17 protein-coding genes and 2 tRNA genes are annotated in these 20,176 nt (G+C 59.5%); 18 read left to right on the top strand and 1 reads right to left on the bottom strand.

Translation table 11 applies throughout. From position 1 onward, the window contains the following. The first annotated feature begins 59 nt into the window (after positions 1–59). From EQV97_RS15950 to EQV97_RS15920, 7 genes are all read left to right on the top strand, one after another. Positions 60–2,279 carry an AsmA family protein gene (locus EQV97_RS15950; protein ID WP_240889249.1) on the top strand — a complete coding sequence of 740 codons (2,220 nt, stop codon included), beginning with the start codon at positions 60–62 and terminating at the stop codon, positions 2,277–2,279. Then, entirely contained in the window at positions 2,276–3,343 is a 1,068-nt protein-coding gene (gene mutY, locus EQV97_RS15945; RefSeq protein ID WP_122841431.1) for an A/G-specific adenine glycosylase, read from the top strand. The genes EQV97_RS15950 and mutY overlap by 4 nt, the downstream gene beginning before the upstream one ends. Beyond that, on the top strand, positions 3,340–3,612 hold the full coding sequence (locus EQV97_RS15940) for an oxidative damage protection protein (RefSeq protein ID WP_010464608.1): 273 nt from the start codon (positions 3,340–3,342) through the stop codon (positions 3,610–3,612). Before mutY ends, EQV97_RS15940 begins: the two co-directional genes overlap by 4 nt. A 103-nt stretch (positions 3,613–3,715) precedes the next feature. Beyond that, positions 3,716–3,791: transfer RNA gene (locus EQV97_RS15935), tRNA-Phe, on the top strand. 162 nt (positions 3,792–3,953) lie between these two features. Further along, positions 3,954–4,916, top strand: a complete 963-nt coding sequence (locus EQV97_RS15930) for an alpha/beta fold hydrolase (protein ID WP_240889248.1) — start codon at positions 3,954–3,956, stop codon at positions 4,914–4,916. 37 nt (positions 4,917–4,953) lie between these two features. Then, positions 4,954–5,370 carry a hypothetical protein gene (locus tag EQV97_RS15925; protein WP_122841429.1) on the top strand — a complete coding sequence of 139 codons (417 nt, stop codon included), beginning with the start codon at positions 4,954–4,956 and terminating at the stop codon, positions 5,368–5,370. Between the two features lie 6 nt (positions 5,371–5,376). Beyond that, a complete protein-coding gene (locus EQV97_RS15920; protein WP_240889247.1) occupies positions 5,377–5,829 on the top strand; it encodes a hypothetical protein in 453 nt (150 codons plus the stop codon). Positions 5,830–5,904: 75 nt separating this feature from the next. Here the strand turns inward: EQV97_RS15920 and gabP are convergent, their stop codons facing one another. Continuing rightward, the gene (gabP, locus tag EQV97_RS15915; RefSeq protein ID WP_045062017.1) at positions 5,905–7,296 is read right to left on the bottom strand and encodes a GABA permease; all 1,392 of its coding nucleotides are present in this window, start codon (positions 7,294–7,296) and stop codon (positions 5,905–5,907) included. 560 nt (positions 7,297–7,856) lie between these two features. Between gabP and EQV97_RS15910 the strand changes: the two genes are divergently transcribed. The 11 genes from EQV97_RS15910 to EQV97_RS15860 all read left to right on the top strand — a co-directional run bounded on the left by EQV97_RS15910 (position 7,857) and on the right by EQV97_RS15860 (position 20,176). Further along, positions 7,857–8,630 carry an ABC transporter ATP-binding protein gene (locus tag EQV97_RS15910; protein ID WP_045062018.1) on the top strand — a complete coding sequence of 258 codons (774 nt, stop codon included), beginning with the start codon at positions 7,857–7,859 and terminating at the stop codon, positions 8,628–8,630. A 12-nt stretch (positions 8,631–8,642) separates the two neighbouring features. Then, entirely contained in the window at positions 8,643–9,389 is a 747-nt protein-coding gene (locus tag EQV97_RS15905) for an ABC transporter substrate-binding protein (protein WP_045062019.1), read from the top strand. Positions 9,390–9,467: 78 nt separating this feature from the next. Next, a complete protein-coding gene (locus tag EQV97_RS15900; RefSeq protein ID WP_045062020.1) occupies positions 9,468–10,163 on the top strand; it encodes an ABC transporter permease in 696 nt (231 codons plus the stop codon). After that, positions 10,160–10,849 (top strand): ABC transporter permease, encoded by a 690-nt coding sequence (locus EQV97_RS15895; protein WP_122841425.1) that lies wholly within the window; start codon positions 10,160–10,162, stop codon positions 10,847–10,849. Before EQV97_RS15900 ends, EQV97_RS15895 begins: the two co-directional genes overlap by 4 nt. Then, positions 10,830–12,059, top strand: a complete 1,230-nt coding sequence (locus EQV97_RS15890) for a methyltransferase (protein WP_240889246.1) — start codon at positions 10,830–10,832, stop codon at positions 12,057–12,059. Before EQV97_RS15895 ends, EQV97_RS15890 begins: the two co-directional genes overlap by 20 nt. A gap of 342 nt (positions 12,060–12,401) precedes the next feature. Further along, positions 12,402–13,226 carry an FkbM family methyltransferase gene (locus EQV97_RS15885; RefSeq protein ID WP_240889245.1) on the top strand — a complete coding sequence of 275 codons (825 nt, stop codon included), beginning with the start codon at positions 12,402–12,404 and terminating at the stop codon, positions 13,224–13,226. 77 nt (positions 13,227–13,303) lie between these two features. Then, positions 13,304–13,379: transfer RNA gene (locus EQV97_RS15880), tRNA-Thr, on the top strand. A 712-nt stretch (positions 13,380–14,091) separates the two neighbouring features. Beyond that, positions 14,092–16,863 (top strand): class I SAM-dependent DNA methyltransferase, encoded by a 2,772-nt coding sequence (locus tag EQV97_RS15875; protein ID WP_240889244.1) that lies wholly within the window; start codon positions 14,092–14,094, stop codon positions 16,861–16,863. Then, positions 16,856–18,106, top strand: coding sequence for a restriction endonuclease subunit S (locus EQV97_RS15870; protein ID WP_240889243.1), 1,251 nt, complete (start codon positions 16,856–16,858; stop codon positions 18,104–18,106). Before EQV97_RS15875 ends, EQV97_RS15870 begins: the two co-directional genes overlap by 8 nt. Then, positions 18,099–18,737, top strand: coding sequence for a DUF4062 domain-containing protein (locus EQV97_RS15865; protein ID WP_240889242.1), 639 nt, complete (start codon positions 18,099–18,101; stop codon positions 18,735–18,737). The genes EQV97_RS15870 and EQV97_RS15865 overlap by 8 nt, the downstream gene beginning before the upstream one ends. Next, positions 18,734–20,176, top strand: coding sequence for a Fic family protein (locus EQV97_RS15860; protein WP_240889241.1), 1,443 nt, complete (start codon positions 18,734–18,736; stop codon positions 20,174–20,176). Before EQV97_RS15865 ends, EQV97_RS15860 begins: the two co-directional genes overlap by 4 nt.

Below are 20,176 nucleotides of genomic sequence, written 5' to 3'. Positions count from 1 at the left end.
CCCGGGGCGCTATACTCCCCGGCTGTATTTCGAATTTGACTAACTACAAGGACTCGCCCATGAAAGCGTTCGGCAAAATCCTGGGTCTGGTACTTCTCGGGCTATTGCTGATCATTGTGGCCCTGGGGTTTGCCCTGACCCACCTCTTTGATCCCAATGACTATAAAGACGAGATTCGCCAGATAGCCCGCGACAAGGCCCACATCGAGCTGACGCTCAATGGCGACATCGGCTGGAGCCTGTTCCCGTGGCTGGGCCTGGAATTGCACGAAGCCAGTGTCGCGACCCTGGCCAAACCCGCCGAACCCTTTGCCGACCTGCAAATGCTCGGCCTGTCCGTCCGCGTGCTGCCCCTGCTGCGCCGCGAAGTCCAAATGAGCGATGTGCGGGTCGAAGGCCTGAACCTGCGCCTGAACCGCGACAAGGACGGCCACGGCAACTGGGAAGACATCGGCAAGGTGCCTGCCACTCAGGCCACGCCACCTGCCACCCCCGGTGAGCCTGCCAGCGAGACCACGGCCCAGGCGGAAAAACCCGCCCAACCGATCCGCCTGGACATCGACAGCTTGACCGTCAATAACGCCCGGGTTGAATACAGCGACGAAAAGACCGGCAAGCAGTTCAGCGCCGAAAGTATCCAGCTCAGCACCGGCGCCGTGCATGACTCGACCAATATTCCGGTCAAACTCACGGCGTTCCTTGGCACCAATCAGCCAGTCCTGCGGGTTCGCACTGAACTGAACGGCGAACTGCGTTTCGAACGCGCCCTGCAGCGCTACAAGTTCGAAGACATGAAACTGACAGGGGAAGTCGCCGGCGATCCGCTGCAAGGCAAGACCATGACCTTCGCCGCCCAGGGCCAGCTTTTGCTGGATAAAGCGGCGAACGTCGCCGAATGGACCGGCATCAAGATTTCCGCCAACCAGCTTCGCGCACTTGGCGAGCTGAAGGTCAACGACCTCGACAAGACACCTCAGGTCAACGGCGCCCTATCGATCGCCCAGTTTGACCTGGCCAAGTTCGTCGACAGCATCGGCCAGACCCTGCCGGCCATGGCCGAAGGCAGCCTGAGCAAAGTCGAGCTGGTCAGTCGCGTCAGCGCAACGCCCACCAGCGTGGCCTTCGACAACATCAACCTGAAAGTCGACGACAGCACCTTCAGCGGTCGCATCGCCGTCGAAGACTTCGCCAGGCAATCGCTGCGTGCGGTGCTCAAGGCTGACACCTTCAACGTCGACCGTTACCTGAAGCCAAAATCTGCCGAAGCCAATAGCGCAACTCAAGTGCGCCAGGCCGAAGTGGCCAGCACCGAAGCCAATGCCATGGCCGGCGCAGGCAGCACGCCGTTGCCGGATGCGCCGACCAAGACAGCCTGGAGCAACGACCGCCTGTTGCCCGTGGAGCGCCTGAGTAAACTCGATCTCGACGCCGACCTGACGTTCGGCCAACTCACCCTCGACAAACTGCCGATCCGCAACGCGGCCCTCAAGGCTACCGGCCAAAATGGCCTGCTGACCCTGGAAAACCTGCGCGGCGAATTGTACGAAGGTAACTTCGAAGCCAAAGGCACCCTCGATGTGCGCCAACAGGTCCCGGCGCTGAACCTGCAGACCCAGATCAACAAAGTGCCGGTGGAAAAAATCCTTGAAAGCCAGGGTAAAAACCCGCCGGTCAAAGGCCTGGTTACCCTCAACAGCAACCTGACCGGCAGCGGTAACAGCCAGAAAGCCCTGGTCGATACCCTCAACGGCACCGCCAGTTTCGCGATCAATAACGGCGTGTTGCTCAATGCCAACCTTGAACAGCAGCTGTGCAAAGGCATCGCCACGCTCAACCGCAAGACCCTCAGCGGCGAGCCGCGCGGCAAGGACACACCCTTCCAGGAGCTCAAGGGCAACCTGACCTTTCGTAACGGCGTGGCCAGCAACCCGGACCTGAAAGTGCGCATCCCCGGCATGACCGTCAATGGCGACGGCGATGTCGACCTGCGCGTGCTGGGCATGGATTACCGCGTCGGCATCATCGTCGAAGGCGACAAGAGCGACATGCCGGACCCGGCCTGTCAGGTCGGCGAGAAGTTCGTCGGCATCGAGTGGCCATTGCGCTGCCGCGGCCCACTGGAACTGGGTGCCAAGGCCTGCCGCCTCGATAACGAACGCATGGGCCAGGTCGCGACCCGGCTCGCGGGAGACAAGCTCAGTGAAAAAATCGACGAAAAACTCGGCGACAAAGTCAGTCCTGAACTGAAAAACGCACTCAAAGGGCTGTTCAAGCGATGAGATCCGAGCAGTTTTCGGCAGCAGTGCTGGATTGGTACGACCGCCACGGCCGCCACGATTTGCCGTGGCAGCAGGGCATCACGCCGTATCGGGTGTGGGTCTCGGAGATCATGCTGCAGCAGACCCAGGTCAGCACAGTGCTGAACTACTTCGACCGCTTCATGGCCTCGTTGCCGACGGTCGAAGCCCTGGCTGCCGCGCCGGAAGACGAAGTGCTGCACCTGTGGACCGGCCTGGGCTACTACACCCGGGCGCGCAATCTGCAGAAAACCGCGAAAATCATTGTGGCCGACTACGCCGGTGAATTTCCGCGGGACGTCGACAAGCTGGTCGAACTGCCAGGTATCGGCCTGTCTACCGCCGGCGCCATCGCCAGCCTGAGCATGGGCATGCGTGCGCCGATCCTCGATGGCAACGTCAAACGCGTCCTGGCGCGCTTTACGGCCCAGGAGGGCTATCCGGGCGAGCCGAAGGTGGCCAAACAGCTGTGGGCCACCGCAGAGCGCTTTACGCCCCATGACCGGGTCAACGCCTACACCCAGGCCATGATGGACCTGGGCGCCACGCTCTGTACTCGCAGCAAGCCCAGTTGCCTGCTGTGTCCGCTGGAAAAAGGCTGTGAAGCGCACATGCTTGGCCTGGAAACCCGCTACCCGATCCCCAAGCCGCGCAAAGCCGTGCCCCAGAAGCGCACGCTGATGCCGATGCTGGCCAATGGCGAAGGCGCGATTCTGCTCTACCGTCGGCCTTCGACGGGCTTGTGGGGCGGCTTGTGGAGCCTTCCGGAGCTCGATGACCTGGACGACCTGCAACACCTGGCCACTCAACACTCACTGGAGCTGGGCCAGCAACAAGCCTTGCCGAGCCTGGTGCACACTTTCAGCCACTTCCAGTTATCCATCGAACCCTGGCTGGTCCAGGTCCAGGAGGCGGCCCATCACGTGGCCGAGGCCGACTGGCTCTGGTATAACCTCGCCACCCCGCCGCGCCTGGGCCTTGCCGCCCCGGTCAAGACCTTGCTCGAACGCGCGGCCGCCGTATTGAACGCAGGAGAGTCGTCATGACCCGCACCATCATGTGCCGCAAGTACAAAGAAGAATTGCCTGCCCTGGAGCGCGCTCCATTCCCGGGCGCCAAAGGCCAGGACATTTTTGACCACGTCTCGGCCAAGGCCTGGGCCGACTGGCAGAAACACCAGACCCTGCTCATCAACGAAAAACGCCTGAACATGATGAACGCCGAAGACCGCAAATATCTTCAGGGCGAGATGGACAAGTACTTCTCCGGCGAGGAATACGCCAAGGCTGACGGCTACGTTCCGCCGGCTGAATAATCCCGATTTCCCGGGGGTCGGATCGTAAGCGACGGTAATAATTAAATATTTTTTGAAAACTTGCTTGACGACCCCCTGAAAAACCAGTTTAATGCGCCCCGTTGCCCAGATAGCTCAGTCGGTAGAGCAGGGGATTGAAAATCCCCGTGTCGGCGGTTCGATTCCGTCTCTGGGCACCAAATACCGAAAACCCTGAATCGCAAGATTCAGGGTTTTTTTATGCCTGGGATTTGACCGGCGCAGCCGTGATGTACTTTCCCGCACACCCCGGCCTCGGCCCGGATTGTCCAAGTGCCGCCCGAAGACTATCGTTGTCAGCTACCCGCACTGGTAAGACGCCGATGAATCTGCAGGACATGCCGTCACTGGCACCCAGCCAAATCGAGTTGCCGCTGCCCGCGTTCGCGCCCGGCGAACCGTTCAAGGAACCCGCCGCCGACGGTTTTATCCTCGGCGGCTTTACGTGGCGCCATGCCTCCCATGACAGCGCGCGCCCGATTGTGATCATCAACGCCGCCACTTCCGTGCGCTGCCGCCACTACGCGCGGTTTGCCGACTATCTGCATGCCAATGGCTTCGACGTCATCACCTACGATTACCGCGGCATCGGGGAATCGCGCCCCGCTTCGATGAAAGGCCTGAGGGCGTCATGGTCCGACTGGGGCGCCCTGGACTTCGAGGCGATGCTCAAGCGCGCCCAGCGCGAATTCCCCGGCCAACCCATCGATGTGGTGGCTCACAGCTTTGGCGGCTGTGCAGCGGGCCTGGGAGCGTCGGGGCCGGTGATTCGTCGCCTGGTGACGGTAGGGGCGCAATTCGCTTACTGGCGCGACTATGCGCCCGCCCATCGCTGGCGCATGTTGGGCAAGTGGCACCTGGTGATGCCGTTGCTGACGATGCTGTACGGTTATTTTCCCGGCAAGCGCCTGGGCTGGCTGGAAGACACCCCTGCCGGCGTCGTCCGTGACTGGAGCACACCCACCGCCCGTTACGAAAAGCGCCCCAGCGGCCGCGACCTGCATGTGAAAACCTTTGCGGCAGTCAAGGCGCAAGTCCTGGCCATCAGCATCAGCGACGACCCCTATGGCACAATTCCCGCCATAGAGCGCCTGCTCGGCTACTTCACCCACAGCCGCAAAACCCATTTGCGCATCGCGCCTGAAGACATTGATCAGACAGACGTGGGACATTTCGCCTTTTTTCGCAGCGCATACCAAGCCACACTATGGCCCATTGCATTGTCCTGGCTACAAAGCGGCGAACTGGCCCCCGGCACTCCGGGGCGGCTGGTACCACGCAGCTGACTGATGCGCCCACTCAACGCAATACGGAACGACGCCCATGGCCTCCGCCAACAAGCAGCAAAAACGCGCCACCCGCGCCAAAGCCAAGGCCAAGCAGAACCGCACCCAGCGAGCGGCTGCGCCCGTGGAGCTGGACCCGAACGACGATCGCATCGATTTTGACTCGGTGGACCTGACCGAACTGTTCAAGGAAATGCTCGACGCGCAGAAAATCAGCCAGCAAGCGATGTGCACGGCCTTCCTCGAACACCCGCTGCTCGCACTGGTGCTGGAACAGGAAGGCGAGGAAATCGCCACTGACTTCATCATCGGCGCGCTGATCGAGTATCGCCAATGGTCCACCGAAACCGACGAAGCCGGCGCCCTGGCGTGGATCGAATCCCCCGCCTTCCAGGTCGATTACGTGGCAGCCTCCGAAGCCATCGCCGCCCAAAACCCACAGACACCCAACTGAGTTCCCATGGCCTCCCTGAACAAGCAGCAGAAACGCGCCAAGCGCGCAAAAATCAAAGCCAAGCAAATCAACATCCACGGCCGCAAACCCGCAGCGCTGGATGATGACCAGGGCGAACCGGGCGAGCCGATCCCGGAATACACCCTGGCGATGTTCAGCAAAATGCACGACGCCGAAGCAATCGGCCGCAACGACATGCTGCAGATACTGCTGTCGGAGCTCGCGGTTATCATCTCGGACCATCCCGAGCTGCTCGACATGGAAAACGCCGACAACGAAGCCATGGCCGCCACCCACCTGGCCGCCGACATGCTGCTCGACTACCGCATGTGGGCCGACGGCATGGACCGCGAAACCGCCCAGGCCTGGCTCACCGAGCCGCAGTTCATCACCGACTTCGGTCATGCACTGGACCAATACCGCCAGGCGCTGGATGCGCAGGAAGAAAAGGCCGAGTAACGCTCTGCCCCCCCTGAAACAAAAACGGCCGCCTGTCATCCCTGACAGCGGCCGTTTTGCGTTACTCGCTACCTATCAGTTCAGCACTGCCGCACCCAGCTTCTGCTGCTTGCGACGGCGCGCCACGAACAGCCCGGCGGCCACCACCAGCACGCTGAGCAAGCCGGTCGCGAGGATCTCCACGCGATGGGCTTCCTGGAACAGCATGATCGTCAGCACGCCAACGATGAACACGATGACCGCGTAGGTCAGACCCGGGAACAGCCACATGCGGAAGGCGATTTTCTCGCCGGCGATGGCGCGCTGCTTGCGCATGCGCAGTTGCGACACCGCGATGACCAGGTACACCAGCAAGGCGATTGCACCGGAGCTGGCCAGCAGGAATTCGAATACCGCAGCAGGCGCTACGTAGTTGGCGAATACCGCGAGGAACGCAGCAGCCGTCGACAGCATCACGGCCCAGTATGGCGTGCCGCTGCCGTTGGTGCGCTTGGACACCGCCGGCGCATCGCCACGCTTGCCCAGGGAGAACATCATGCGCGAGGCGGTGTACAGCGCCGAGTTCAGGCAGCTGGTCACCGCAACCAGGACCACGATATCGACGATCATCTTGGCGTTTGGAATGCCCATGCGCTCAAGGACGGTCTGGTAGGAACCCACGCTGGCCAGGACTGGATCGTTCCATGGCACCAGGGATACCACGATGAAGATCGACACCAGGTAGAACAAGCCGATCCGCCAGATCACCGAATTGGTGGCCTTGGAGATTTGCTGGCCCGGGTTCTTCGATTCTGCGGCGGCAATGGTCACGATCTCGGTGCCCATGAAGGAGAACATGGTGGTCAGAATAGCCGCCAGTACTGCGCCCATACCGTTAGGCATGAAGCCCTGGGTGTCGAACAGGTGGGACACCCCACTGACCTGACTGGTCGGCAGGAAGCCGAAAATCGCCAGGATCCCGAGCACCACGAAACCGACAATCGCAATGACCTTGATCAGCGCGAACCAGAATTCGAACTCACCGTAATTCTTCACACTGAACAGGTTGGTCGCTGTCAGCAACAGCGTGATGATCAGCGTAAACGCCCAGATCGCTATATTCGGGAACCAGGCGTGCAGGATGGTCGCGGCGGCGTTGGCTTCCAGCGGTATCACCAGCACCCAGAACCACCAGTACAGCCAGCCGATGGTGAAGCCGGCCCAATGACCGATCGCCCGATCGGCATAGGTCGAAAATGAACCGGTGTCCGGTGAAGCAACCGCCATCTCACCCAGCATGCGCATCACCAGTACCACCAGGGTACCGGCGGCGGCGTAGGCCAGCAGCACGGCCGGGCCTGCTGCAGCAATGGCATGACCGGAACCGACGAACAGCCCGGCACCGATAACCCCGGCGATCGACAGCATGGTCACATGACGCGGTTTGAGCCCCTGTTCGAGGCCATTGGAACTTGGGGTACTGCTCATTGAAACTACCTTTGTAAGGAAAAGCGAAAGCATTGAGCTCGCCGTTTGTTCTCTCTCGTAAAAAGAAACCAACGGGGCGTTCCTTATTCTGCACGCAATAATTGCGCCAAAATGTTACAAACTCCCCAGTCACGGGGCTCTCAGCTTGACCGGACAGTCATCGCAAGTGCTTGAGATTAATGGCAATTTGCCAGAGCGTTACCCTGCGACTCACTTTCAGGACGATTTGCCGCACCAGAAACACAACAAAAAATGCCCGTCGCACAATAAAAGTGCAGATCAGGAACGTTTGTCCGGTTAACGCTTCCAACCCCCCGGCAAAGCTGGCAACATCGCGCCTTTTTTTACGGCAGGACGTCGTTTTTTAATCGCCGGGCAGGTTCAAACACCTGTTCGTTTGATAGCAGCGCGACAGTCTGCTGTGACGATGCGACAACCTGCCACATGACATCCGTTTACTGCCCGTAGCGCTGTTGGCTGCCATTCAGACGCTATGCTAGCTTGGCCGCCTCGCCAGGAAGGCCGCCAACAGCAGGAGCAACACACTATGAGGAACGCACATGGCTGAGGCCACGCCCGCGCTTGAAATCCGCAACCTGCACAAACGCTACGGTTCGCTGGAGGTGCTCAAAGGCATCTCGCTGACCGCCCGCGACGGCGATGTGATCTCGATCCTGGGCTCCTCCGGTTCCGGCAAGTCCACGTTCCTTCGTTGCATCAACCTGCTGGAAAACCCGCACCAGGGCCAGATCCTGGTGGCCGGTGAAGAACTCAAGCTCAAGGCCGCCAAGAACGGCGAACTGGTCGCTGCCGATGGCAAGCAGATCAATCGCCTGCGCAGCGAGATTGGTTTTGTGTTTCAAAACTTTAATCTATGGCCGCACATGAGCGTGCTCGACAACATCATCGAAGCGCCGCGCCGGGTGCTCGGGCAAAGCAAGGCCGAAGCCATCGAAGTCGCCGAAGCCTTGCTGGCCAAGGTCGGCATCGCGGACAAGCGCCACGCCTACCCCGCCGAACTGTCCGGCGGCCAGCAGCAACGCGCGGCCATCGCCCGCACGCTGGCCATGCAGCCCAAGGTGATTCTGTTCGACGAACCCACCTCCGCCCTTGACCCGGAAATGGTCCAGGAAGTACTTAATGTCATCCGCGCATTGGCCGAGGAAGGCCGTACCATGCTGCTGGTCACCCACGAAATGGGCTTTGCCCGCCAGGTGTCCAGCGAAGTGGTGTTCCTTCACCAAGGCCTGGTAGAAGAGCAAGGATCGCCACAGCAGGTGTTCGAAAACCCGCTTTCGGCGCGCTGCAAACAATTCATGTCCAGCAACCGCTAACGGAGCTACAGCATGCAGAACTACAAAAAGGTCTTCCTGGCTGCCGCCGTCACCCTGGCGTTCAGCGCTGGTGCCATGGCCGAAACCTTGAAGATGGGCATCGAAGCGGCCTACCCGCCGTTCAACAACAAGGATGCCAGCGGTAATGTCGTCGGCTTCGACAAGGAAATCGGCGACGCCCTGTGCGCCAAGATGAAAGTCGAGTGCACCGTGGTGACCTCCGACTGGGACGGGATCATTCCGGCCCTGAACGCCAAGAAATTCGATTTCCTGATCTCCTCGATGTCGATCACCGACGAGCGCAAGCAGGCGGTGGACTTCACCGACCCGTACTACAGCAACAAGCTGCAATTCATCGCCCCGAAAGACAAAGACTTCAAGACCGACAAGGCTTCCCTGCAAGGCAAAGTGATCGGCGCACAACGTGCGACCCTCGCCGGCACCTGGATGGAAGACAACATGGAAGGCGTTGAAGTCAAACTCTACGACACCCAGGAAAACGCCTACCTGGACCTGACCTCCGGTCGTCTGGACGGCATCCTGGCGGACAAATACGTCAACTACGAGTGGCTCAAAAGCGACGCCGGCCGTTCTTACGAGTTCAAGGGTGACCCGGTGGAAGAAAGCGACAAGATCGGTATCGCTGTACGTAAAGGCGACCCGGTCCGCGAGAAGCTGAACGCCGCACTGAAAGAGATCGTTGCCGACGGCACCTACAAGAAGATCAACGACAAGTACTTCCCTTTCAGCATCTATTGATTCTGACTTGCCTGGCAGGCGCCGTTCGCTGACGGCGCCCGCCCCTGGCATTGCCTGCCGCGATTTGAAAAGAAATCCATGACTATCGATCTCTACGGATTCGGCCCGGCGCTCGCCGCTGGCGCGCTGATGACTGTGAAACTGGCACTCTCGGCCCTGTGCCTGGGGCTGGTGCTCGGTCTGCTCGGCGCCTTGGCCAAGACTTCCCCGTACAAGCCGTTGCAATGGCTTGGCGGCACTTATTCGACCCTGGTGCGTGGCATCCCGGAATTGCTCTGGGTGCTGTTGATCTACTTCGGTACGGTCAACCTGATGCGCGAACTGGGCGAGTTCTTCGGCAACCCCGACCTGGAACTCAACGCCTTCGCCGCTGGCGTGATTGCCCTTGGCCTGTGCTTCGGCGCCTACGCCACGGAAGTGTTCCGCGGCGCGATCCTGGCCATCCCCAAAGGCCACCGTGAAGCGGGCGTGGCCCTGGGCCTGTCTAAATTTCGCATCTTCACCAAGCTGATCATGCCGCAGATGTGGCGCATCGCCCTGCCGGGCCTTGGCAACCTGTTCATGATCCTGATGAAGGACACGGCGCTGGTGTCCGTGATCGGCCTGGAAGAAATCATGCGTCATGCGCAAATCGGCGTCACCGTCTCCAAGCAACCGTTCACCTTCTATATGGTGGCCGCGTTCATGTACCTGGGCCTGACGATTCTCGCCATGATTGGCATGCACTTCATGGAAAAACGCGCCGGTCGCGGGTTCGCAAGGAGCACCCAATGAACTGGGAAGTCATCATCAAGTGGCTGCCGAAGCTCGCCCAGGGCGCAACCCTGACGCTGGAGCTGGTGGCCATCGCCGTGATCGCCGGGTTGTTGCTGGCCATTCCGCTGGGCATCGCCCGTTCATCGCGCCTGTGGTACGTGCGCGCATTCCCCTACGCCTACATCTTCTTTTTCCGTGGCACGCCGCTGCTGGTCCAGCTGTTCCTGGTCTATTACGGCCTGGCGCAGTTCGATGCGGTGCGTAACAGCTCGATGTGGCCCTACCTGCGCGATCCGTTCTGGTGCGCCACCGCGACCATGACCCTGCACACCGCCGCCTACATCGCGGAAATCCTGCGCGGTTCGATCCAGGCGATTCCCAAGGGCGAAATCGAAGCGGCCCGGGCGCTGGGCATGTCCCGGGCCAAGGCCATGTTCTACATCATCCTGCCCCGCGCCGCGCGCATCGGCCTGCCGGCCTACAGCAACGAAGTCATCCTGATGCTCAAGGCCAGCGCCCTGGCCAGCACCGTGACCTTGCTCGAACTGACCGGCATGGCCCGCACCATCATTGCCCGGACCTACCTGCCGGTGGAGATCTTCTTCGCGGCAGGCATGTTCTACCTGCTGATGGCCTTCGTTCTGGTGCGCGGCTTCAAGCTGCTGGAGCGCTGGCTGCGCGTCGATGCCTGCCAAGGGCGTTGAGGGGCACGTGCTGACGGGCGAGGCCCTGCTCGCCCGCTTCGCCGCGCTGGATGCTTTTCTGATCGAGCATCAAGCGCTGTGGAAACCGCGACCGTTCACCCATCTGCAACTTCCCTGGGAAGCGTCCTGCCCCGAGCTGGCGCAGTGGCTGCGTGGCCGCTCACTGGAAGAGGCTGAACTCGCCCACAACCACCCCGCCCTGCTGGACGCGCCCGAGCCCTTCGCTTCCCTGGCCGCGCAGTCGCTGCAACTCAGCGCCATCGGCCAATTACCGGCCCATGCGCTGGAGGAAGCCGGGCACCGCCTGAATGTCGATGTGCCGGGGCGCAAATGGCAGCAGATCGAAGCGTTCGCCAGCCGCCTGGAATTCACCCAGCCGGCAAAACACTGGCTCGACTGGTGTGCCGGCAAAGGACACCTGGGCCGACGCCTATTGCAGGCCGGCCAGCAACTCACCTGCCTGGAATACGACCCCGCACTGGTCGCCAGCGGCCAGGCACTCAGCCAGCGCCACCACCTGCACGCCCTGCATGTTGAACAGGATGTGCTCGCCGCCGAAGCTGCCCGCCTGCTGAATGGCGAGCATACCCCGGTCGCGCTGCACGCTTGCGGAGACCTGCACGTCAGGCTGATCCAGCTCGCCAGCGCCGCAGGCTGCAAGCAGCTGGCTGTCGCACCCTGCTGCTACAACCGGATCAGTCTCACAGCCCATCAGGCGCTTTCCTCACCGGGCCAGCAATCCACCCTGCAGCTGTCCCTGGATGACCTGGCGCTGCCTGCCAGTGAAACCGTCACCGCCGGCGCCCGGGTCCGCCATCAACGCGACACTTCCATGGCGCGCCGCCTGGGCTTCGACCTGCTGCAAAGGCAATTGCGCGGAGTCGATCAATACCTGCCCACGCCTTCACTTCCCAGCGCCTGGCTGGATAAACCCTTCGCCGAATACTGCCATCACCTGGCCGCGCTCAAGGACTTATCCACAATCGGGCCGCAAAACTGGCCCGCCCTGGAAGCCGCCGGCTGGCAACGCCTGGCACAGGTGCGCAACCTCGAGCTGCTGCGCGGGCTGTTCCGGCGTCCGCTGGAGCTTTGGCTGGTGCTCGACAGGGCCATTTTCCTCTCCGAGCAGGGTTACACCGTTCGCCTCGGAACCTTCTGCGAAAGCCCCCTCACTCCGCGTAATCTGCTGATCCTGGGTGAGCGCTGCTGAAGCACCCAGCCTGTGGATAACTCTGTTGATGGAATTATCCTGGATCCAATGTATACAGCTGTTTCCTCCCTGAAACACCTGTGTTCATTTTTCGTACACATGGATAAAAAACCATAAAAACAGGCATTTGCGGACTAATGAGAACGGGTCCACAAAATCGGTAATGAACAGTAACGGCCATCACGCCCGTTGTGCATAAGCAATTCGCGAAAAGGACATAACCGCCGAATACGGGACCACGCCCGCAGGCATTTGCACCCCGACCGCGACCCTTGCTATACAGGCAAACAAGCGCCGCCACTGCGGCCGTTAACAATAAAAACAAAACACAGGACTCGACTCGTGACGTTCATTTCCTACGCACAGAACTTCGAAGACATCCGCCTGTGGCGCGCCCTCAGAACCGTCGAAAACGGCTTTTACATCGACATTGGCGCCAACGATCCCGTCCACGACTCCGTCACCAAGGCGTTTTATGACCACGGCTGGACCGGCATCAACGTCGAGCCCGTCGCCAATTACCATCAGGCCCTGTGCGAACAACGCCCCAAAGACACCAACCTGCAATGCGTCGCCGGCGAAAACGCCCAGGACCTGACGTTCTACAGCATCGCCGACACCGGCCTGTCGACACTTGAACCCAGCGTCGCGCAACAGCGTAAAGACGCCGGCATGGACGTGCGCAGCCACACCGTGCAATCGCGCACCCTGACCTCCATCTGCGAGCAGCATGCCCAAAGCAAGCCCATCCACTTCCTGAAAATCGACGTCGAAGGCCACGAAGAAACCGTGCTGCGCGGCATGGACTTCAGCCAGTGGCGCCCGTGGATCATCCTCATCGAGACCCCATGGGAGCGCAACCAGACCTGGGAAACCCTGCTCACCGACGCCGGCTACCACTCCATCCTGTTCGACGGCCTCAATACCTACTACCTCGCCGAAGAACACCTGAACCTCAAACCCGCCTTCGACATCCCGCCCTGCAACCTGGACAACTTCCAGCTCTGCCGCGGCCACACATTCAGCCACCCCCTCAGCGACGCCGACCAACACCTCGCCGCCGCTCTACAACGCGCCGAACAGGCCGAAGCGCAACTGCACGCCATCCAAAACAGCCGCACCTGGAAAGCCCTGCACAAACTCCGAACAGCACTGCGCCGCGCCTGACCCGAGGCCCGCGCAAAAATAGTCTGAATTCAGGGGTTTACAGAACCATTCCAATCGCTATAATCGTCGCCCAACACGCCGGTATAGCTCAGTTGGTAGAGCAACTGACTTGTAATCAGTAGGTCCCGGGTTCGACTCCTGGTGCCGGCACCATATAAATAAAGGCTCGCAGCGATGCGGGCCTTTATTGTTTCTGGCACGGGCTAACACCGGGCTAACGCAGACCATAAATCAGGGTCTTGATTGGGGCATTTCCTTGGCGGGAAGCCTCGCGCGCGTACGAGTCCAGAAAGTCGCCGCTTTCCCTGCCAACCGTCCATTAACACTAAGTGTTTTGTTAGCCAGAAGCCGTAATACCTCATCAGCTTCGACTCCCGCCCTAGCAACACTTTGTTCAAACCGGCTGACGTCGAGTATTTCCCAAAGCTCTCTTTCTTTTTCAGGGGCTTCAGCGGTCTTTTGAAGGGGCCAGCAGCACCTGGCGCGCGCCGTCGTCCCCCACCACACCTGCGGGCTATATGTGTCGTTTTTTTCTGCATAGCCGCCCTCTCAATACAACGCGTTCGGCCCGGTCCGTGGCAAGATCCACATCAATGCCAGCGGGCCTTTTCAGAACCAAACTAAGCACCGTGGTCTGCCCTACTGCTGAACAACGTTGCCGCCTGACTGCAACAAATTGTGCAAGTGCAGCTCGCCGACTGGAACTGGTGCGGCACTTTTTGCAAGACAGGCCGTACCCGAAAAGGCATCATCCTGCCTTTCTTTAGGCGGCGTCCCATAGAGCCTTCTCGCGGGCGCCTCATTCAGTGCTCCGCTGCTCAGGACGGGTTCGCGGCAACTTTCGTAAATAGGACCCAGACCTCCCATGGCTAGCTCCAAACTGACACTTGCCCGGCTTGAAAGCCTGCTGCTCACCGCCTGTGACGATCTGCGCGGCAACATGGATGCCAGCGAATACAAGGAATACATCTTCGGCATGCTGTTCCTTAAGCGTGCCAGTGATCTGTTCGACCAGCGTCGCGAAGAGATCACTAATGAAGGCAAGGCCGCTGGCTTGTCGAATGCCGACATCGCCCTCAATCTGGAGGACCCGGATCAGTATTCGGGGAAGTATTTCTACGTGCCCCAGCGCGCACGCTGGAACGACCCATGGGTCGATGATGCAGGCAACCCGCAGCCTGCGCTGAAGCACGTTAAGGAGAACGTCGGCTCCACGCTCAACAAGGCACTGGAAGCCCTGGAAGAAGAAAATGCCGACGCCCTGCAGGACGTGCTCAAGGGCACGATTAACTTCAACCGTAGGATTGGCCAGAACACACTGGATGACGACACCTTGGTCGACTTCATCCAGAATTTCGAGAAGATCCCGCTGCACGACGACGATTTCGAGTTTCCGGATCTGCTCGGTGCCGCTTACGAATGGCTGATCAAGCACTTCGCCGACTCGGCGGGCAAGAAGGCCGGCGAGTTCTACACCCCGGCCGAAGTGGTGCGCATCTGCGTCGAGATTTGCGATCCCAAGGAAGACATGAGCGTGTACGACCCAACTGTGGGGTCGGGCGGCATGTTGATCCAAGCACGTGATTACCTGCGTGAATGTGGCGGCAATCCGAGCGAGTTGTCGCTCAATGGCCAGGAAAAGATGGGCACCACTTGGTCCATCTGCAAGATGAACATGCTGCTTCACGGCATTTCCCACGCCGACATCCGCAATGCAGACACCCTGGCTGACCCTCAACACAAGGAAGAAAACAACGAGCTGCGCCGCTTTGACCGCGTAGTCGCCAATCCGCCATTCAGCCAGAACTACGCCAAGACCAAATCCAAGGACGATGGCAGCGGCACCAAGAAGAAAGAGCCCATCGCCTACCCCGGCCGCTTCCACGTCTGGATGCCGGAAAAGGGCAAGAAGGCCGATCTCATGTTCGTGCAGCACATGCTGGCCGTGCTCAAAAGCAATGGCCGCATGGCCACCGTCATGCCGCATGGTGTGCTGTTCCGGGGCGGTGAGGAGCGTGAGGCTCGCAAGTACTTCATCGACCGGGGTTACCTAGAAGCCGTCATCGGCTTGCCCAGCAACCTGTTCTACGGCACTGGCATCCCGGCCTGCATCCTGGTCTTGAACAAGGATGGCGCTGCCCAACGCGACCACGTGATGTTCATCAATGCGGACCGTGAATACCGCGAAGGCAAGGCACAGAACCACCTGCGGCCGGAAGATATCGACAAGATCGTGCACGCCTACCGAGCGGGCCAGAATGTCGATGGCTACGCCAAGCGCGTGCCGGTGGCCAACATCAAGGACGAAGACTACAACTGCAACATCCGCCGCTATGTGGACAACGCTCCGCCGCCTGAGCCGCACGATGTGCGTGCCCATTTGCACGGTGGCGTGCCGGTCAGCGAGATCGATGCCCTGGGCCACTTCTGGCAGAACTACGCGGATCTGCGCGAAAGCCTCTTCATGCCGCGTGCTGCGACCGATCACGGCATCTGGTACGCCGATTTCGCTACCGCGCTGGGCGACAAGCGCGACATTGCCCTGCACATTAACTGCCACGCCAGCGTGACCCAGCGGCACGCCGAGTTCATGACCGATCTGGCCGACTGGTGGCAGCAGCATTTGCCCGTAGTCGAGGCGCTGGCGCCAGATGCAGACAACCAGCACGCCACCAACAGGAATGTCTACGCCGTACGCGCCACACTGCTGGACAGCATCGAGCGCACCTTTGCAGGCCAGCACCTGCTTAACCGCTATCAGGTGCGTGGAGCCTTCGCCAACTACTACAAAGGGCTGGTGTCCGACTTCAAATCCATCGCGGCTAGCGGCTGGGGCCCGGAGCTCATTCCGGACGAAGACATACTGCAAAGTCAGTTCCCCGAGGTGCTCGCCGAACTGGAGCAGCAACACGCTCGCCTGGCCCAACTGCAAGCTCTGTTCTCTGCCGCCAGTGAAGAAGACTTTGAGGACACCGACGACACCGGCGTGCTGCCTGCCGATGAGGTCAAAAACCTCAAGGACGAACTCAAGGAAGCCAACGCCGAGTGGAAGGCCCGACTGAAAATGCTCAAGGGCGCGGTGGGCGATCTGTTCACCGAGATTAAGGTAGCCGGGGCCTTGCCCAAGGGCGCGGACAAGGCCCATCACTGCAGCGATGGTTTCTCCGCCAAAGAGGCGCAGTTCGGCAATGGCCAACGCGTGCTGGACCTCGCGGCGTCGGTTGGGCACAAATCCACCTTCACCTCAGTGATCGAGGTCGCCCTGGCAACTGGCCAACAAGCCAAGGCCACTGCCGAACGTATCGAAGCCAGGCTGGCCACGCACAAATCGCTGGAAGACGAAGCCAAAGCACTGAAACTCGCCATCAAGTCCACCGAGGCCAAAAAGGACGAGCTGGTGGAACAGGCCCGCCTCAAGATCAAAAAGGATGAAGCACAGCAAGTCATCGTCGAGCGCCTAGGCAAACTGCTGTTCGAGAGCTACCGACAATACCTGCGTGCAGATCAACGCGCCTGCATTGGCGCCGTTGAAAATCTGTGGGGCAAGTACGCCGTTACAGCCAAGCAGATTGAAGGCGAGCGGGTTAAGGCGGCGAAGGCGCTGCAGGAGTTTCTAGTGGAGTTGGGGTATGAGTGAAGTCGTTTATGCCTCTTTAGCCCACTTTGCCGATGTCGTGATGGGGCAATCGCCCGGTGCTGACTTGTGCAATACCGAAGAACGGGGCCTGTCTTTTCTCCAAGGATGCGGGGAGTTCGGTTCGCGTCACCCTCAGGCCGATGTTTACTGCTCACCTCCGTTGAGGGTTGCAAAAGCTGGATCGGTACTGATCAGTGTCCGAGCGCCTGTTGGCACCATGAACTACGCAGACCAGGACTATTGCATTGGCCGAGGCTTGGGCGCGTTTAAAGCCAAGGCCGGCATGTCAAATACGATTTTCCTCAAACACGCGGTTGAACTGAACGCGGCTTACCTTCATCGTCGCAGTCAAGGTTCAACCTTTTCCGCTGTCTCGACGGATGACGTGAAAACGGTTCCTATCCCCGTTTTCAAGCTAGGGAAGCAGCAAAAAATTGCCGCAATTCTTTCCGGCATCGACACAGCCATCGAAAATACCGTGGCCCTGATCGCCAAATACCAGCAGATCAAGACCGGCGTGATGCACGACCTTTTCACCCGTGGCGTACTGCCCAACGGCCAACTGCGCCCGCCGCGCGAACAGGCTCCTGAGCTGTATCAGGAAACGGCGATTGGGTGGATTCCGAGGGAGTGGCAGTACGAACTGCTCGATAAATTGGCTGTGCGTGGCAGTGGCCATACGCCAAACAAAAACTTCCCAGAGTATTGGAATGGCGGGATCAAATGGGTTTCGCTGGCCGATTCCCATCGCCTAGATCAACTTTACATTTCGGACTCTGAATTTCAGATCAGCCACAAAGGCATCCAGAACTCCTCCGCAGTTTTGCATCCGGCGGGTGTTGTCGTTTTATCTCGTGATGCTGGTGTCGGAAAAAGCGCGATCACCACAGAATCCATGGCCGTCAGTCAGCATTTTATGTGCTGGAAATGTGACCAAAAAATGGTTAACCACTTCCTGTACTACTGGCTGCAGTTCAATAAGCGGGTATTTGAGAACATCGCGATGGGCAGCACCATCCTAACGATTGGTCTGCCATATTTCAAAAAGATGAAGATCGCTTGTCCAGTTGACTTGGAAGAACAGAGAAACATTGCTGCCAAAATGAAAGCAACAGACACTCACATATCTTCATTGCAGAATGAGCTTTCAAAACTGAAGCAACAAAAGCAAGGCTTGATGCATGACTTGCTCACCGGCAAGGTGCCAGTAAATATCGAAGGCACGGAAGTTGCCCATGCCTAAGCGCCCCATAATCCTAGTGTCTTCGACGGTCTACGGCATCGAAGACTTGCTGAACCGAATTTACATGGAGCTCACGACCTTCGGCTACGAGGTGTGGATGTCCCATCGAGGTACGCTACCGGTGTGGTCTGATCAGACGGCCTTTGAGAATTGCCTAGCGGCGGTAGATGCCTGCGACCTATTCCTGGGCCTGATCACGCCCGAATATGGCTCGGGACGCGATGGTACCGCCCTTTCCATTACCCACCAAGAGCTGCAACGGGCCATCGCCTGCAAGAAACCACGTTGGTTGCTGGCGCATCAAAATGTGGTATTTGCGCGCCGTTTCTTGCGTGATCTTGGCTACAAGACCGCCGCAGAGCGCGCAAAGCTCAACTTGAAAAGCGCCGCACGCAGCATAGGCGACTTGCGTGTCATCGACATGTATGAAGAGGCCATTCTCGACACCCGCCCCATGGGTGAGCGGCATGGCAACTGGGTGCAGGAGTTTGGCTCTGACGAAGAAGCCTTGCTGTTTGCTTCAGCCCAGTTCGCGCGCGTGCAAGAAGTCGAGCGCTTCTTGAATGAGAACTTCAGCAATGCGGCTGCGGTGGTAGCTGCGGCACAGACACCACGCGGAGGTCAGTCATGAAACCCGAAGAACTGGCCCACATGCTTGCATTGGGTGAGGGCCAAAGCGTTGAGTTCAAGACCAGAGCAGATGCCTTAATGGTCGGGCAGCAGGTATGTGCCTTTCTAAATTCAGGCGGTGGCTACATGGTTCTGGGCTTGGGCAACAATGGTGAGCCCATTGGGGTGAAGGACGATAACGACCAGAGCGCCTTGCATAAGCTTGAACAGCAAGTCGCGCAAGGCTTGACGCCAAAGGCGCTGGTGTCCTTCGAAGCTCAAGTGGTAGCTGGCAAGACATTGTGGGTGGTTGAAGTGCCTGCGGGCAAGGATATCCCCTACAGCTATAGGGACGAAGCCTTTATCCGCGAAGGTGAGATGACTCGCCGTGCCGACGTGGCCACGCTGCGCGATATGATCATTCGCCGTCAGGTAGAGCCTGAGCGCTGGGAGCGCCGCTTTTCGGATGCTGATCTCGACGACGATCTCGATGAAGGTGAGATCAAGCGCACCGTCCAGCGGGTCGAAACCAGCCATCACGGTGTAATATGGGGTAAAGACGTGAACAGCCCCGCGCAAGTCCTTGAGCGTGTAGGTTTGGTAAAGTACGGGAGGCTGACCAATGGCGGCGACGTGCTGTTTACACGTAACCCGGCCAGGCGCCATCCTCAGGTACGTGTGCGCTGCGCGGCGTTTTCTACCGATAAGACCGACGACACCTATGGGGACTTCAAGAACTTCGAGGGTCCGCTTGTTTCGGTGCTGGATGAGGTATTTGCATTCATCCGTCGCAACACACCCAGCCGCAGCCATTTCGGGACCGACCCATTGGTACGTGAAGATCGCGGCGCTTACCCGGATGCGGCTCTGCGCGAAGCGCTCGTGAATGCCTTTGCGCACCGTGACTATGCTGATTTTCGGGGTGGAATTAGGGTGCAGGTGTTCCCCCAGCGGGTAGAAATCTGGAACTCGGGCACTTTGCCCGAGGGGGTGACGCCAGCGGGCCTAGAGAAAGGGCAGATTTCCGTCCTGCGCAACCCAGACATCGCGCATGTGTTTTATCTACAGGGGCTGATGGAGAAACTGGGGCGGGGAGGGCTGTTGATCAGCCGTGCTTTTGCCGAGCAGGGCTTGCCGCCGCCTGAGTGGCAAAGTGACGCGTATGGCGTGACACTGACGCTTCGCACCCCGGAAGTCACCCCGGAAGTCACCCCGGAAGCCACCCCGGAAGTCACCCCGGAAGTCCTGAAAATCATCGCCTTGCTGAACAGCGACTTGTCACGCCAAGAGCTTCAGCAGGCCCTGGGTCTCAAAGACAACGAGCACTTCCGAAAGAGCTATTTGCAACCCGCTCTGGCAGCCGCTGTAGTTGAAATGACCTTGCCCGACAAACCTAGGAGCAGCAAGCAGCGCTACAAGCTCACTGCTTTGGGGCAACGACTGCAGGAACGGAGTCGGTAA

It is taken from the genome of Pseudomonas sp. TMW22090, from assembly GCF_022496665.1.
GTDB classification, from domain to species: Bacteria; Pseudomonadota; Gammaproteobacteria; order Pseudomonadales; family Pseudomonadaceae; genus Aquipseudomonas; species Aquipseudomonas gregormendelii.
This window is presented reverse-complemented; position numbering and strand designations above follow the sequence as displayed.

Bases quoted from the DNA above. Each gene is read 5' to 3' on its own strand.
- EQV97_RS15950 (WP_240889249.1), top strand. From the start codon at position 60: ATGAAAGCGTTCGGCAAAATCCTGGGTCTGGTACTTCTCGGGCTATTG.
- mutY (WP_122841431.1), top strand. From the start codon at position 2,276: ATGAGATCCGAGCAGTTTTCGGCAGCAGTGCTGGATTGGTACGACCGC.
- EQV97_RS15940 (WP_010464608.1), top strand. From the start codon at position 3,340: ATGACCCGCACCATCATGTGCCGCAAGTACAAAGAAGAATTGCCTGCC.
- EQV97_RS15930 (WP_240889248.1), top strand. From the start codon at position 3,954: ATGAATCTGCAGGACATGCCGTCACTGGCACCCAGCCAAATCGAGTTG.
- EQV97_RS15925 (WP_122841429.1), top strand. From the start codon at position 4,954: ATGGCCTCCGCCAACAAGCAGCAAAAACGCGCCACCCGCGCCAAAGCC.
- EQV97_RS15920 (WP_240889247.1), top strand. From the start codon at position 5,377: ATGGCCTCCCTGAACAAGCAGCAGAAACGCGCCAAGCGCGCAAAAATC.
- gabP (WP_045062017.1), bottom strand. From the start codon at position 7,296: ATGAGCAGTACCCCAAGTTCCAATGGCCTCGAACAGGGGCTCAAACCG.
- EQV97_RS15910 (WP_045062018.1), top strand. From the start codon at position 7,857: ATGGCTGAGGCCACGCCCGCGCTTGAAATCCGCAACCTGCACAAACGC.
- EQV97_RS15905 (WP_045062019.1), top strand. From the start codon at position 8,643: ATGCAGAACTACAAAAAGGTCTTCCTGGCTGCCGCCGTCACCCTGGCG.
- EQV97_RS15900 (WP_045062020.1), top strand. From the start codon at position 9,468: ATGACTATCGATCTCTACGGATTCGGCCCGGCGCTCGCCGCTGGCGCG.
- EQV97_RS15895 (WP_122841425.1), top strand. From the start codon at position 10,160: ATGAACTGGGAAGTCATCATCAAGTGGCTGCCGAAGCTCGCCCAGGGC.
- EQV97_RS15890 (WP_240889246.1), top strand. From the start codon at position 10,830: ATGCCTGCCAAGGGCGTTGAGGGGCACGTGCTGACGGGCGAGGCCCTG.
- EQV97_RS15875 (WP_240889244.1), top strand. From the start codon at position 14,092: ATGGCTAGCTCCAAACTGACACTTGCCCGGCTTGAAAGCCTGCTGCTC.
- EQV97_RS15870 (WP_240889243.1), top strand. From the start codon at position 16,856: ATGAGTGAAGTCGTTTATGCCTCTTTAGCCCACTTTGCCGATGTCGTG.
- EQV97_RS15865 (WP_240889242.1), top strand. From the start codon at position 18,099: ATGCCTAAGCGCCCCATAATCCTAGTGTCTTCGACGGTCTACGGCATC.
- EQV97_RS15860 (WP_240889241.1), top strand. From the start codon at position 18,734: ATGAAACCCGAAGAACTGGCCCACATGCTTGCATTGGGTGAGGGCCAA.